Origin of the sequence: Streptomyces sp. NPDC089799, from assembly GCF_040684755.1 — a bacterium.
GTDB lineage: Bacteria > Actinomycetota > Actinomycetes > Streptomycetales > Streptomycetaceae > Streptomyces.
On sequence record NZ_JBFBGR010000032.1, the window covers coordinates 1 to 13,017 of the forward strand.

Annotated in this window: 14 protein-coding genes and 1 pseudogene; 8 read left to right on the forward strand and 7 right to left on the reverse strand. The window is 71.8% G+C overall.

Annotated elements, in window-relative coordinates; all coding sequences use genetic code 11:
* Positions 1-268 precede the first annotated feature (268 nt).
* Positions 269-457: pseudogene (locus tag AB0O36_RS28450) on the reverse strand (CorA family divalent cation transporter); the annotation flags it as partial.
* 142 nt (positions 458-599) lie between these two features.
* On the opposite strand from AB0O36_RS28450, the gene AB0O36_RS28455 reads away from it, so the two are divergent.
* The gene (locus tag AB0O36_RS28455; RefSeq protein WP_365115138.1) at positions 600-1,085 is read left to right on the forward strand and encodes a cupin domain-containing protein; all 486 of its coding nucleotides are present in this window, start codon (positions 600-602) and stop codon (positions 1,083-1,085) included.
* Positions 1,086-1,168: 83 nt separating this feature from the next.
* Here the strand turns inward: AB0O36_RS28455 and AB0O36_RS28460 are convergent, their stop codons facing one another.
* Positions 1,169-1,687, reverse strand: a complete 519-nt coding sequence (locus tag AB0O36_RS28460; protein ID WP_365115139.1) for a hypothetical protein — start codon at positions 1,685-1,687, stop codon at positions 1,169-1,171.
* Positions 1,688-1,924: 237 nt separating this feature from the next.
* Between AB0O36_RS28460 and AB0O36_RS28465 the strand changes: the two genes are divergently transcribed.
* Together AB0O36_RS28465 and AB0O36_RS28470 are read left to right on the forward strand one after the other, a co-directional pair.
* A complete protein-coding gene (locus AB0O36_RS28465) occupies positions 1,925-2,332 on the forward strand; it encodes a DUF4440 domain-containing protein (protein ID WP_365115141.1) in 408 nt (135 codons plus the stop codon).
* 92 nt (positions 2,333-2,424) lie between these two features.
* Positions 2,425-3,006 (forward strand): EF-hand domain-containing protein, encoded by a 582-nt coding sequence (locus AB0O36_RS28470; RefSeq protein WP_365115142.1) that lies wholly within the window; start codon positions 2,425-2,427, stop codon positions 3,004-3,006.
* A gap of 125 nt (positions 3,007-3,131) precedes the next feature.
* On the opposite strand, the gene AB0O36_RS28475 is transcribed toward AB0O36_RS28470, so the two are convergent.
* Both AB0O36_RS28475 and AB0O36_RS28480 read right to left on the reverse strand, forming a co-directional pair.
* Positions 3,132-3,431: a DUF6342 family protein gene (locus tag AB0O36_RS28475; protein ID WP_365115143.1), complete on the reverse strand. Its 300-nt coding sequence runs from the start codon at positions 3,429-3,431 to the stop codon at positions 3,132-3,134.
* A gap of 215 nt (positions 3,432-3,646) precedes the next feature.
* Complete coding sequence (locus tag AB0O36_RS28480; protein ID WP_365115145.1) at positions 3,647-4,681, reverse strand: LysR family transcriptional regulator; 1,035 nt, start codon at positions 4,679-4,681, stop codon at positions 3,647-3,649.
* 123 nt (positions 4,682-4,804) lie between these two features.
* On the opposite strand from AB0O36_RS28480, the gene AB0O36_RS28485 reads away from it, so the two are divergent.
* Positions 4,805-5,878, forward strand: a complete 1,074-nt coding sequence (locus AB0O36_RS28485; RefSeq protein ID WP_365115146.1) for a YncE family protein — start codon at positions 4,805-4,807, stop codon at positions 5,876-5,878.
* Between the two features lie 130 nt (positions 5,879-6,008).
* Positions 6,009-6,899, forward strand: coding sequence for a class A beta-lactamase (gene bla / locus AB0O36_RS28490; protein WP_365115252.1), 891 nt, complete (start codon positions 6,009-6,011; stop codon positions 6,897-6,899).
* Positions 6,900-7,027: 128 nt separating this feature from the next.
* On the opposite strand, the gene AB0O36_RS28495 is transcribed toward bla, so the two are convergent.
* Positions 7,028-7,369 carry a DoxX family protein gene (locus tag AB0O36_RS28495; RefSeq protein ID WP_365115148.1) on the reverse strand — a complete coding sequence of 114 codons (342 nt, stop codon included), beginning with the start codon at positions 7,367-7,369 and terminating at the stop codon, positions 7,028-7,030.
* Between the two features lie 184 nt (positions 7,370-7,553).
* On the opposite strand from AB0O36_RS28495, the gene AB0O36_RS28500 reads away from it, so the two are divergent.
* The 3 genes from AB0O36_RS28500 to AB0O36_RS28510 all read left to right on the forward strand — a co-directional run bounded on the left by AB0O36_RS28500 (position 7,554) and on the right by AB0O36_RS28510 (position 11,105).
* Complete coding sequence (locus AB0O36_RS28500) at positions 7,554-8,147, forward strand: SigE family RNA polymerase sigma factor (RefSeq protein WP_365115150.1); 594 nt, start codon at positions 7,554-7,556, stop codon at positions 8,145-8,147.
* Complete coding sequence (locus AB0O36_RS28505) at positions 8,144-9,097, forward strand: hypothetical protein (RefSeq protein ID WP_365115151.1); 954 nt, start codon at positions 8,144-8,146, stop codon at positions 9,095-9,097. The genes AB0O36_RS28500 and AB0O36_RS28505 overlap by 4 nt, the downstream gene beginning before the upstream one ends.
* 178 nt (positions 9,098-9,275) lie before the next feature.
* Positions 9,276-11,105, forward strand: a complete 1,830-nt coding sequence (locus AB0O36_RS28510; protein ID WP_365115153.1) for a protein kinase — start codon at positions 9,276-9,278, stop codon at positions 11,103-11,105.
* A gap of 60 nt (positions 11,106-11,165) precedes the next feature.
* On the opposite strand, the gene AB0O36_RS28515 is transcribed toward AB0O36_RS28510, so the two are convergent.
* Positions 11,166-11,810, reverse strand: a complete 645-nt coding sequence (locus AB0O36_RS28515) for a dihydrofolate reductase family protein (protein WP_365115254.1) — start codon at positions 11,808-11,810, stop codon at positions 11,166-11,168.
* Positions 11,811-12,011: 201 nt separating this feature from the next.
* Positions 12,012-12,956, reverse strand: coding sequence for a LysR family transcriptional regulator (locus AB0O36_RS28520; RefSeq protein ID WP_365115154.1), 945 nt, complete (start codon positions 12,954-12,956; stop codon positions 12,012-12,014).
* Positions 12,957-13,017: the final 61 nt, after the last annotated feature.

The window sequence follows — 13,017 nt, forward strand, 5'->3', positions numbered from 1 at the left end:
AACGCCTGGCAGACTGGACGGCCCGCTGGCCTGCGTCGAGGCTTTTCGGTCGTGTGTCCGCTGCGGAAATGCAGGGCGTGCCGAATGGCGAGTTCCGGCGGAGCGCGGTTGGTGACGACTGCGCCGGGCGCCGCCCCCTGGTAGGCGGCGGAGCTGCGTCTGGTCGATCTCCTGCCGCGTATTCTCCCCAGATTCTCCCCACGGGGCCTCTGAGGGCACGGTCCGCAGTTCGCTTGCGCTAAGTCGATCAAGCTCGTTCGGTGGATCGCTAGAGCCAGTCCCGCTTCTTGAAGATGACGTACAGGCTCGTACACACCACCGCCATCAGGAGGATTGCGAAGGGGTAGCCCGCCGCCCAGTGCAGTTCTGGCATGGTCTCGAAGTTCATGCCGTAGATGGTTCCCACGAGTGTGGGTGCAAACAAAATGGCGGCCCAGGAGGAGATCTTCTTGATCTCCATATCCATGCCTATGCCCACCTCCACGACCCATCACGATCGATGATCACCGTGACAGTGAAGTGCTTCTTGGACGGTGCTTGTTCCCGAGGTGTGCTGGTACGGCGTACCAGCACCCGCAACCCCCGGAACGGAAGCCGACATGCCCACACCCACGCCCGCACCTGCACGCACAGCCCGCCCCGTCGTCGTGCATGCCGCCGATGCGGAGGTGCTCGACGGAACGAACCCGATGCGCCTGCTTGCCGACAGCGACGCGCTGGGCGGTGCGCTGAGCGTCTCCGGCAGCCGGATCGCCGCCGGAGCGGCCAATGCCAGGCCCCACCTGCACGAACGTTTCTGGGAGGTGTTCCACGTACTCGACGGCGCGTTGGAGATCCTGCTGGACGAGGAGATCGTGACGGTCGGGCGCGGCGGTCTCGTCGCGGTGCCGCCGGGCGTGGTCCACGCCTTCGGCGCTGAGGGCCGGCGGCTGGGGGGTCGACCGCGGCGCGGGCCGGTCTCCCCGATGTTCGGTCGCTTCGGTCGCTTCGGTCGCTGCCGCGGCCGGTCCGAGTCGCTTCGGTCGCTTCGGTCGCTGCCGCAGACGTGCAGGTCAGAGCACTTTCGAGGGAGTCGCAGGGACTGAAGCGACCGAACTTCGGAATTGCCTCAACGGAAGCCGGAGCTCCGCCTGAGGCGGTCCCGCCGCGAGCGGCCCGGGGCGGCGGTTCACGCGGCGACGGCGGCGGCCAGGGCGAGGGCCGCGGCGCCGAAGACGATGACGTGGCGGGCGTTCTGCAGGAACCACACCCAGCGGGGGAAGCCGGACTCGGCCGCCTTCAGCAGGGCGGCGACGTCGATCCGGGCCAGCGCGGGGTCGCCCTTGCGGGCGAAGGCGGCCCGGACGGAGCCGGTCGCGGTCAGGTTGCTGTAGAGGATCAGGCAGTTGATGGCCAGGACGAGGCCCATGACGATCCAGTTCAGCACTCCGGTCCAGGAGCTGCCGGTGAGGTTGAGGGCGGCGGTGGCGGCAAGCACGGCGGCGATCCCCACGGGCGCCCAGGTCTCGTGCCCGCCGGCGTCGAACCGCATCCCGTTCTCCTCGAGGACGGTCGTGCGCACGCCCTGGCGGCTCAGCTCGGCGTGGGCGGCGGCGGTCGCGGTGGCGCCGTAGCGGGCCCGGACGACCGGGATGCTGAGGAAGGCGACGGCGACGGACAGCTGCATGGCGGCGATGAAGGCGTTCACGGTCGGTTCCTCCTGAGGGCGCGCGCCGGCTCCGGCGCTTCACTTGCACTAAGTACAAGGTGAAGTTAGCGCACGACTTGAACGGTGTGCAAGTGGTGAGCTGAACACTGTGCAAGTTGATGTCGCGAACGTTTCTCCACAGCACGGAGGGCGGGCCTTGCCGATCCGGACCGGCGTGATCGACGATCAGTCCCGAGGCAGGTCCATCGACTTCACCCAGGAGAGGGGCGGGCACCGATGTCCGATGTCAAAGCCGAGCTCGATCAGCTCATGCGCACGTTTCTCGGCGCGTTCACCAACACCGGCGGCGGCCGGGCGAACGTGGCGGCCGTACGCGAGGTCTTCATTCCGGAGGGAATGATCATCAGCAACCTCGGGGGCAAGCCCGTGGTCTACGACCTTGACGGGTTCATCGAGCCGCGCGAGAGGATCCTCTCGGACGGGACGCTGACCGAGTTCTCCGAGTGGGAGGTCTCCGAGCGGACGGAGATATGCGGGTCGATCGCGCACCGCTTCAGCGAGTACGGCAAGTCGGGGCGCCGCGACGGCGAGTGGTTCGAGGGGACGGGACACAAGACGACCCAGTTCGTCCTCACCCCGGCCGGCTGGCGGATGAGCTCCATGGCCTGGGACGACGTCGCATAGGCGGGAGCGCGGACCGGGCGGCCCTGCCGCAGGACACGCCCCCGGGTGCCGGAATCAGGGGGCGGATGAGGAGCGGCGCCTAACCTCGCGGCATGGGTGCCGAGAAGGTGGCTGTGGCCGACGAGATCTTCGACCGTCTGGACGCGGACGGCGATGGAGTGGTGGTCGCCGACGACTACCGGGCGAACGCGGAGCGACTGCTCCAGTCGTACGGCATGGGCCCGAGCTCACCGAAGGGGCGCGCACTGATCGAGGCGAGCCTGGCGCTGTGGGAACGGCAGGCCGAGATGGTCGACCGCGATCACGACGGGAGGATCGGACGGGAGGAGTACCGGGAGTGGTTCACCGCACTGGCCGAAGCCAAGGCCGGCGCGGGATCCGGGACGGGTTCCGGGACGGGTTCCGGGACGGAACAGGGGCCGGACGCCCCCTCGGGGGCGCCGGAGGTCATGGCCGTGCTGCACGCGCAGTTCACCGTGGCGGACCGGGACGGCGACGGGCGGATGGACCTCCACGAGTACACGGTGTGGCGGAGCCTGCGCAGTGTCCCCGCGGAGATGGCGGCGGCCTCGTTCGGCGTGATCGACGCGGACCAGGACGGGGTGATCACCTGGGAGGACTTCGTCACCGCGGAACACCACCACGGCTTCGCAGCCCTCTGGTTCGGACCCTAGGGTCAGGCTCAAACAGTGGCGCGGCCTCGCCACCCGCTGCGACAAGACCGCCACCGTCTGCCTCGCCGGACTCCACATCGCCGCCGTCTTCATCGGGTCGGCGAGGTGAATCCGAAGGGAACCGTTTAGTAGCCGAGGTCCTTCTGCTCGGTGATCAGACGGCCGGCGATGCGCAGGTTGCCGTCGGAGTCGAGCACCGCGATGATCTTCTTCGTGGAACCGTGGTGGGTCGTGAAGTAGATCTTGTCCGCCTCCTGCGAGGAGGAGTGGTTCGTGTTCACGGACAGCTCGATGCTCACCGGGGAGCTGATGAGGACGTCCTTCTTCGGCGAGCCCGGGTAGACCTGGTTCTGCCGCAGCTTGACGCGGCCGTGGGTGTCCCCCTCGTCCCAGTCGGACGCCACGCCGAGGTCGATGTCAGCCATGCGATTTCCCCTCCGGTTCCAGTGGGCGAACTCTGCGGCCGGGCGTCACAGGACATCCCGAACCGAGCCCAGAACCTACGCAGTTCCTTCACGCGGCGGCATCGCATCACGGGACTATGACTGATTTTCGCCCCGCTTCGTCGCGAAGTGGCATCAAGGTTCCGGAGCCACCAAAAAAGCCCGAAAAGAGTCGTGACGGCTCCCCGGGATGACATCTAGTGCGAGGGCTCCGGCACCGGCCCGGCAGGGGACGGCGGCACCGGTCGCTGCTCCCCTGGCGGCGCCGACGGCCTCCGGCAGCTGCGTACGCGGTCGCGGAGCCAGGCGTGCGCGGGGTCGGCGTCGTTGCGGGGGTGCCAGGCCATGCCGATGGTGAGCGGCGGGAGGTCCAGCGGGATCTCGAAGGTGTGCAGGCCCAGCGCCTCCGGACAGTGTTCGCCGAAGCCGGCGGGCGTCAGGCAGACGAGGTCCGTGTCCCGGCACAGGAACAGCGCGGCGGCATAACCGGGGACGGCTGCGGCGACGCGGCGGCGGAGGCCGAGTTCGGCGAGGCGGGTGTCGACCGGACCGTGGAACCTGCCCTGCCGGGAGACGCTGATGTGGTCGGCACGGGCGAAGTCACGGGCCGTGACCCGCCGCCCCCCGGCCAGCGGGTGACCCCGGCGGACGGCCGCGACCATCCGGATCTCGGCCAGCGGTTCGACGCGCGTCTCCGGGTCGGTGTGGTCGAGGACGCCGATCTCCAGGTCGACCCCGCCCTCGCGCAGCGCCGGGCCGCCCTCCAGCGTCTCCGGCAGGAACCTCAGGCCGACACCGGGCGCCTGCCCGGCCACGGCGGCGATCAGCGCGGGCGCGAGCCCGGTGAGGATCGGGTCGCTCGCCTGGATGTTGAACTGCCGCGTCAGCGTGGCCGGATCCACCGGGGCGGATTCGGCGAACAGCTCCCGGGCCTGCCGTACGACGGCATGCACGCGGGGGCGCAGTTCCAGGGCGCGCGGGGTCGGCACGAGCCGCCGCCCGGCCCGTACGAGCACGGGATCGCCGAGCGCCCGCCGCAGCCGGCCCAGGGTGCGGCTCATCGCGGGCGGGGTCACGCGCATCCGCTCGGCGGCGCCGGTCACGCTCTCCTCCTCCAGCAGCGCGTCCAGCGCGACCAGCAGGTTCATGTCGAGCGACACCAGGTCCGGCACCTGCCCGTGCGCACGGGCACGGGCACGGGCGCGCTCGGCCGCCGTTCCGTCCTCGGCCATGTGAGCCCCCTCACCTCGGGCCGGCGTCCTGTCCGCGCCGACCAGCCCGATTGATGCTGACGCAACAACACCTTGCCGAGGTTGCACTGGAGTCATCTCTTGCGGCGTCACAGAGTGCTGCACATGCAGAACAACGAGAACACCGAAGACCTGCTGGCCGTGGTGAGCCAGAGCGGACCCCACGTGACCTTCTTCTCCGTCGGCTCGTACCGCGAACTGGGCACGGTCGAGGTGCCCGCCGAGCCCCACGAGCTGTGCTTCGATCCCCGGCGCCGACTGCTCTACTGCTCGATCACGTACCGTTCCGGCTACTACCACGCCAACACCGGGCGCGCCCACGAGATCGCCGTGATCGACCCGGACGCCCGGCGCGTGGTCGACGTCATCGACCTCGCCCCCGACCACGGGCCGCACGGGCTCGTCCTGGATCCCGTACGGGACCTCCTCTACGTCAGCGTCGAGGCGACGGACTCCGCCCAGGGCGCCCTGCTCGCCGTCGATCCCGGCTCCCGGAAGGTGGTGCGCCGGATCTCCGTCGCGGCTCCGGGGCCCCACTGGTTCACCGTCACGCCCGACGGACGGCACGCGTACACGTCCAACAAGGAGGCGCCGTACGTCTCGGTCGTGGACCTGGAGACGGGCCGGCTGCTGGACCGCATCCCGGTGGGCGGGGGTGAGGGGATCGACATCTCGCCCGACGGCCGGTACGTGTTCGTGGCCACCCCGAAGGGCGATTTCGCGCCGCCGGCCGCCGACGCGGGCAACGCGGCGGACGTGGGCGTGGCCGTGATCGACACCGCGACCGGGAGGGTCGTCCGTACGCTGCCGGCCGACGGCATCACCTTCCCGGTGCACACCACCAGTCAGGGCCTGGTGCTCTCCGGCGAACTTCGCATGGCGGCGCGGCCGGACGGCGGGCCTGGCGCCCTCGGCACCCAGACGAACGGCGTCCTCAACGTCCACGGCGCCGGGCTGGAACCGCTGGGCCGGGTCGAGGTGGGCCGCTTCCCGCTGACCGTCACCTCCTCCCCCGACGGCTCGCTGGCCTACGTCGCCAACGTCCTGTCGTCCACGGTCACGGTGGTGCACCTGCCCTCGCTGCGTACGGTCACCACCCTGCCGGTACGGCGTGGCGGGGAGGCGGGGGCGCACGGGCTGGCGTACGTTCCGGCGGCGACCGGCGGGGAACCGAGATGATCACGTTCGGCGTCTTCGCGGCCATATGACCGTACCGTCCGTTCATCCGTCCGGGCGGGCAGCGGCGAAGAGAGGAGACACCGACGTGAAGAGTCGTCGTGCAGTGTTGGCGCTGGGAGCGGGAACGGCGATGGCCGTGACCCTGCCGGCCGTAGGGGCGCAGGCCGCGGGGGCAACAGGGGCTCCCGGGCCGGCTCCCGGGTCGGCAGCGGGACTGCCTGCGGTGGTCCGGCGCTTACGGGAGCTCGAACGGGAGCACGGCGCGCGCCTCGGGGTCTACGCACGGGACCTGGCCACCGGGCGGACCGTGGCGCACCGTGCCGACGAACTCTTCCCGATGTGCTCGGTGTTCAAGACGGTCGCCGTGGCGGCCGTGCTACGGGAACTGGACCGGGACGGGGAATTCCTCGCCAGGCGCGTCTTCTACACCCGCGACGAGGTCACCAAGGCCGACGGGGGCGAGATCACCGAGAAGGAGGAGAACATCGCGCGGGGGCTGACCGTGGCGGAACTGTGCTCCGCGGCGATCTCCCGGAGCGACAACGCGGCCGCGAACCTGCTGCTCCGCGAGCTGGGCGGGCCGTCGGCGGTCACCCGTTTCTGCCGTTCCGTCCTGGGGGACCGTACGACACGGCTGGACCGCTGGGAGCCGGAGCTGAACTCGGCCGAGCCCACGCGGGTGACCGACACCACCAGCCCCCGCGCGATCGGGCGGACGTACGCGCGGCTCGTGCTCGGTGACGTGCTCGCCCCCCGCCACCGGGAGCTGCTGACCGGGTGGATGCTGGCCACCACGACCAGCGGGGAGCGGCTCCGGAAGGGGCTGCCCAAGGAGTGGGCCGTCGCCGACAAGACCGGCGCCGGGTCGTACGGGACGAACAACGACGCCGGTATCGCCTGGCCGCCGGGGCGGCCGCCGCTGGTGCTGTCGGTCTTCACCACGAAGACCGAGCAGGCCGCTCCCCGGGACAACGAGCTGGTGGCGAAGACGGCGGAACTGCTGGCCGAGGCCCTGGGCTGAGCCGGACACCGACGCCGGCACCGACGCTGACGCTGACGCCGGCACCGACGCCGACGCCGACGCCGACGCCGATGCCGACAGCCGACGCCCCCAGGCCGATGCCCGGACCCGCACCCGGTGTCCGGGCATCAGCCGGCCAGGATGAGGGCGGCCGCGGCCGGAGCGCCGTAGATCACGGGGAAGACGATGTGCCCGTACGCCTTCGCCCGCGCCACGGTGATGACCGCACCGGTGAAGTACAGCACCAGCCCGATCCCGGCCAGCATCCCGATCACCGGCACGGCCAGGCCCACCAGCAGGCCGACCGCTCCGGCCGTCTTCGCCGCGCCGAGGAAGTTCCACAGGCCCTTCGGCACCCCGTACGCGGCCAGCGGCTCCACGGTGTACTTCGCCTTGAAGAAGATCGACGCCCCCGAGTACCCCGCCATCAGGGCGGCCAGGACGGTGACGATGACGTAGGCAGTGGACATGGTGCTCGCTCCTCGGTCTCTTCGTTTTCCCCGGGGCCGGTGCGCTGCGCCCCGGCCCGTTCACTGCTCTGAACCGGGGCGAGGGGAAGGTGTGACAGCCCGGGCGAAAATTCTTCGAACTTCGTTCCGAAGGCGGGCAACCCGATCCGGCCGGGAGGTGGTCAAGGGGGCGAAGGGGGTTGCGATGCAAGCCGAGCAAGAAGCTCAGTTCCAGGCGTTCGTGGCAGCGCGCTGGAACCATCTGGTGCGGACCGCGTATCTGCTGACCGGTGATCCGCACGACGCGGAGGACGTGACGCAGTCCGCGCTCGCCAAGGCGTACCGGTCGTGGCGGCGCGTCTCGCGCAGTGACAATCCGGAGGCGTACGTCCGGCGGATGCTGGTGAACTGCAACAGCGACCGGTTCCGCAAGCGCCGGGTCACCGAGCGGCTGACGGCCACCGTGCCGGACACGTCGGTGCGCGACACCGCCGTGCAGTGGGCCGACGAGCGGAACGTCCTGATGGCGGCGCTCGCCCAGCTGCCCGCACGGCAGCGGGCGGTGGTGGTCATGCGGTACTGGGAGGACCTCTCCGAGGCCGAGGTGGCGGACGTCATGGGGTGTTCCGTCGGGACCGTGAAGAGCCAGGCGTCCAAGGCCCTGGCGAAACTGCGGGCCCACCCCGGCCTGGGCGACCGGGCGGACGCCCCCGCCCGGCGGACCGCGGCCGGCGGCCCGGTCATGCGCGGTCCTTCCACCACACTCACGATGGCGGCGAACGAAGGGGTAGTGCTGTGAACGAGCGGTTCGACAACGACCGGCCCGGCTCTTCGGCGGGCGACGACTCCTCCGCCTTCGAACACGGGCTGCGCGGTCTGCTGGCGGAGGACGCGGAGGCAGTACGACCGGCGGCGGTGCCGTATCCGGAGATCGTCCGGCAGGGCCGGCAGCAGCTCCTCCGGCGCCGGCTCGCCGTCGCGGGTGCGGCCCTGGCCGTGCTGGCCGTCGTACCGGCCACGGCCATCGCCCTCAACGCGAACGACGGCGGCGCGTCGCAGGGGACACAGACCGCGTCCGCACCGACGAAGAGCCCCGCTCCCCCGTCGCCGCACCCTTCCAAGCCGACCGGCCCGACCGCTCCGGCCACCCCCGGCCAGCTGGCCGACGGCCTCACCATGACGGACGCGGCCACCGGTCTGGAGCAGTGCCTGGCCTGGGACCGCAAGCACGCCTTGGACAGGCCGGGCGGGGACCTGGGCAAGTCCGGCGACTACCGGATCCTCCTGGCCCAGCGGAGCACCGGCAACGACAACTCCCCGGGCGACGGCCACTACATCGTCGCGGTCAGGGACGCCCCCACGCCCGCCCGGCTGATCTGCAGCATGAAGAACGGCGAGCCGAGCGGCATCAGCACCTCGATCGGCCGGGACGAGCACCCGACGGGGGGAGCGGTCGCCCCGGACATCAACGGCGGCAAGCTGTACCTCCAGCGGCTGAGCGCCGAAGGCCCCTGGAAGCTGCCGTACCGCTGGGGCAGCATCGGCACCGTCGACACACGGGTCGCCCGGGTGACCGCCACGTACGGCAACGCCACCGTCGAGGCGGCCCTGGACCACGGCTGGTACGCGGCGACGGGAGTCCTGAACAGCCCCGTCACCAAGGCCCCCCGCATCAAGGGCTACGACGCCCAGGGCAAGGAGATCTACGACTCCGACCGCGACAACACCTACGACAAGCCCCTCCCCTGACCCCGCACGGCCCGACCGCCCCCGGCGAAACGGCCCCCAGCCCACCCGCCGGGGCGTTACCGCCCCGGGAGCAAGGCACATGTCCCCCGCACGGCCGCCGCATTCTCCTCACCTCCCTGCCTCTACGCTTGATCACTCGGGTTGACGGATCAAGAAGAGCGACGGAACGGGGCGTGTGGTGACCGCGGGGGAAGCGCAGGGCGGGGAGCTGACGGGCAAGGTGCTCGGCGGGCGTTACCGGGTGACGTCCGTACTCGGGCGCGGGGGCATGGGCGTGGTCGCCCGGGCGGTGGACGAGCTCCTGAACCGCGAGGTCGCCGTCAAGGTGCTGCGTGCCTTCACCGACGCCTCCGCGGCCGAACTGGCCGATCTGCGGACCCGGATGCAGCGGGAGGCGCAGGCCGCAGCCCGAATACGGCACGGCGGCGTGGTCACCGTGCACGACGTGACCGAGGAGCAGGGCCTGCCGGTCATCGTCATGGAGCTCGTCGAAGGGCCCTCGCTCGACAAGGTGCTGGCCGAGCGCGGCACCCTGGAGCCGCACGAAGCCGCGGCCATCGGTGCCGCGTTGACGGACGCGCTCGACGCCGCGCACCGGGTCGGCGTACTGCACCGGGACGTCAAGCCGGCGAACGTGCTGATCGAGCGGGGCGGCAGGGTGGTGCTCACCGATTTCGGCATCGCCACCATGGAAGCCTCCGACGATGACCCCATGGCCAGACTGACCCGCAGCGGGGACATCGTCGGCTCGGTCGACTACCTGCCTCCGGAGCGCGCGCAGGGCAGGGAGCCCGGTCCCGCGTCGGACATCTGGTCCCTCGGCATGACGCTCTACGCGGCCGTGGAGGGCACCTCGCCGTTCCGTCGCGATTCCGCGTGGTCCACCCTGTCGGCGATCGTCACCGAGCCGCTGCCGGAGCCCCGCCGGGCGGGAGCGCTCACGCCGGTGCTCCGGGCTCTGATGGCGAAGGAGCCGGAGCACCGACCCACCGCGGAACAGGCGCGCGACATGCTGGAGCGCGTCGCCTCGGGCGCCCCCGCGCCTGTGCCCGCTCCCACGCCCTCCGCCCCCGCGTCCCCCGCGCCCGCCGCCATGCCGGCCCCCGGGTTCGGTCCGCCGACACCGGCCCCCGGGTTCGGTCCCCCGCTGTTCCCCCAACCGACTGCCCAACCGACTGCCCAGCCGACTGCCCAGCCGACTGCCCAGCCGGCCCCGCAGGCGCCCCCGCAGCCTCTGCCGCAGCCCCAGCCTCCGTACGTCGGCCACCCGCAGCCGCAGCCCCACCCGGCAGCTCCGGCGTTCCCGCAGCCCGGCGTGCCCGTCGCGGGCCACGCCCCGCTCTCGGCCCCCTCTCCCGAGACGAGCCGGACGGCAGACCGTCGTATCCGGCGCCGCGGCGGCAGGAGCGCCGTGGTCGCGGCAGCGGCCGCCGCCGTGCTCCTCGCCGCGGGCGGCGGCATCACCTACGCCCTGACGTCCGGGCAGGACGGCCCGACCGACAAGGGCACACAGGCGGCCGCGCCCGGCGTCGGCTCCGCCACGGGCAGCTCCCGGCCGAGCGGGGGCAACAGCCCGGCACCCGCCGGTTCTCCCGGCGCGACCCCGAAGGCATCGGCCTCGAAGAGCCCCGCGAAGAAGCCCGGCGCCGAGGGCGACAAGCCGTCCAAGAGCCCGACGGCCCCGGCCTCCCCGGCGACGAAGACCAGCCCGAGCCCGACGGTGAAGGAGCCCACCCCGGTGTCGACGGCCTGCACCGGCTGGGGCCACTCGAACCGCGCCGACGGCTACGGCCAGCTGGCCGAGACGTCGCACCTCTACACCGGGCCGTACGCGGAATGCCAGTACGTGACCGTGGTCAAGACCGGTGTGAAGCTCTATTACCACTGCTACATCACCAACGCCTACGGCAACAAGTGGGTCTACGCCCGCATCGAGGGGACGAGCACCGAAGGCTGGGCCTCCGGCACCAAGCTCACCAAGGAGAGCGGCTCCCTGCCCCGCTGCTGAGGCCGGTGCGGCAGGCGTGGCTGTCGTACGCCTCTCTCCCCCCGCCGGCCGGGCGGCGGCTCACCTGCGCCAGAAGAGGTGGTGCGTCACCCCGCTCGGGCTGGGGACGACGTCCAGGTGGAAGCGGTCCAGCAGTTCGTCGGGGGAGTCCCACAGGCGCAGTCCGGTTCCGAGTCGCACGGGTGAGACCGCCACGTGCAGGGTGTCGACGAGGTCGGCGTCGAGGAACTCGCGGACGGTGGTGACCCCGCCTCCCAGGCGTACGTCCTTGCCCCGCGCCGCCTCCCGCGCCAGCCCCAGGACCGTCGCCGGGTCGCCCTCGACGAAGTGGAACGTCGTGTCCGAGAGCGAGAACGACGGCCGCGCGTGGTGGGTCATCACGAACACCGGGGTGTGGAACGGCGGCTCGTCACCCCACCACCCGCGCCACTCGTGGTCCTTCCAGGGACCCCGCTGGGGCCCGAACTTGTTGCGGCCCATGATCTCGGCGCCGATGTTGTGTGTGAAGTCGCGCGTGAAGTAGTCGTCGAGGCCCCGGCTGCCCCCGGGTTCGGTGCGGTTGGGCCAGCTCGCCGTGGCTCCCGCCCAGGCGAACAGCTTCCCGGGGTCGACGTGCCCGAAGGGGTGCTCGAGGCTCTGGTCCTCACCGGCGCCGATGCCGTCGCTCGAAACGTTGAAGTTCTGGACTCTCAGCAGCTGGGCCACGTGTTCCTCATCCTCCTGTGCCGTCGGAGCCGACTGGAGCCGGCGGAAGCCGACGGGAGCCATGGTGGAACCGTCCGGGCCGGAAAAGGCCCGTCGCCGCGTTCGTGTCCCGCCCGCGTCCGCGTCCGCCACGAGAACGGCCCAGCGCCGAGCCACCCAGCGCCGAACCACTCGACGCCGAACCACTCGACACCGAACCACTCAGCGCCGAGCCACCCAGCGCGGCGTCCAGGTGCCGGCGGCGTCGAGGCCGGCCGGTGCGGCCGCGAGGTGGGCGCGGAGGGTGGCCAGCGCCGGTTGGGGGTTGTCGCGGTGCCAGAGGAGCGAGTGCGGGTAGACGGGCGTCGGGTCGGTCACCGGGATCCGGCGCAGGCCGTGGCCGGCGGGCCAGACCAGGCGGGTCTGCTCGCCCATGAAGGTCGCCAGGGCCGGGGTGTCGGCGATGGTGTCCAGGAGTGCGTCGGAGCCGAAGTTGGGCCCGGTGGCCTCGATGGTGAGGCCGAATTCGGCGACGAGGTCGTCGTAGTAGGCGGCCCATTCGGTACCCGGGACGAGGCCGGGCATCCAGATCCGGTGCCCGGCGAGCTCGGCGAGGGGCACCGAACGGGCGCCCGCCAGCGCGTGGGCGGGGCCGGTGAGCAGCTGGAGCGGCTCGTCGAGCACCCGTACGGACTCGATGTCCTCGGGCAGCGCCCGGCCGGGCGCGCCGGGCGCACCGACGGCGCGGAAGGACGCGTCGATCGCACCGGACCGGAGGGCGGCCACGGCCCCCTCGATGTCGAACAGCATCACCACGTCGAGGGCGGTCTCGGGGTGGGCCCGGTGGAAGCCGCGCATCAGGCCCGACGGCGCGACGCGCGAGGCGATCACGTCGACGCGCAGCGGACGGCGGCCGGGGCGTACGGACGCCACCGCGCGCTCGGCGACGCGCAGCAGGTCGCGCGCGTGGGGCAGGAACGCCTGCCCGTCGATGGTGAGCTCGGCACCGCGCGGGGTGCGGGTGAAGAGCCGTACGCCGAGGTCGCGCTCCAGCGCGGCGATGCGCTTGGAGACGGCCTGCTGGGTGACCGCGAGCTCCACGGCGGCCTCCTGGAACCGCCCCGCATCGGCGGCGGTGACGAAGGTCCGCACGGCTTCGAGATCCATGCCACCACCCTAGACCCACAACCACTGGTTGTGGCCGGTGCGCCCACCGGTTGTTTGCGCC

Coding starts and splice junctions, on each gene's coding strand:
- AB0O36_RS28455 (WP_365115138.1), top strand. CDS start 600: ATGCCCACACCCACGCCCGCACCTGCACGCACAGCCCGCCCCGTCGTC.
- AB0O36_RS28465 (WP_365115141.1), top strand. CDS start 1,925: ATGTCCGATGTCAAAGCCGAGCTCGATCAGCTCATGCGCACGTTTCTC.
- AB0O36_RS28470 (WP_365115142.1), top strand. CDS start 2,425: ATGGGTGCCGAGAAGGTGGCTGTGGCCGACGAGATCTTCGACCGTCTG.
- AB0O36_RS28475 (WP_365115143.1), bottom strand. CDS start 3,431: ATGGCTGACATCGACCTCGGCGTGGCGTCCGACTGGGACGAGGGGGAC.
- AB0O36_RS28480 (WP_365115145.1), bottom strand. CDS start 4,681: ATGGCCGAGGACGGAACGGCGGCCGAGCGCGCCCGTGCCCGTGCCCGT.
- AB0O36_RS28485 (WP_365115146.1), top strand. CDS start 4,805: ATGCAGAACAACGAGAACACCGAAGACCTGCTGGCCGTGGTGAGCCAG.
- bla (WP_365115252.1), top strand. CDS start 6,009: ATGGCCGTGACCCTGCCGGCCGTAGGGGCGCAGGCCGCGGGGGCAACA.
- AB0O36_RS28495 (WP_365115148.1), bottom strand. CDS start 7,369: ATGTCCACTGCCTACGTCATCGTCACCGTCCTGGCCGCCCTGATGGCG.
- AB0O36_RS28500 (WP_365115150.1), top strand. CDS start 7,554: ATGCAAGCCGAGCAAGAAGCTCAGTTCCAGGCGTTCGTGGCAGCGCGC.
- AB0O36_RS28520 (WP_365115154.1), bottom strand. CDS start 12,956: ATGGATCTCGAAGCCGTGCGGACCTTCGTCACCGCCGCCGATGCGGGG.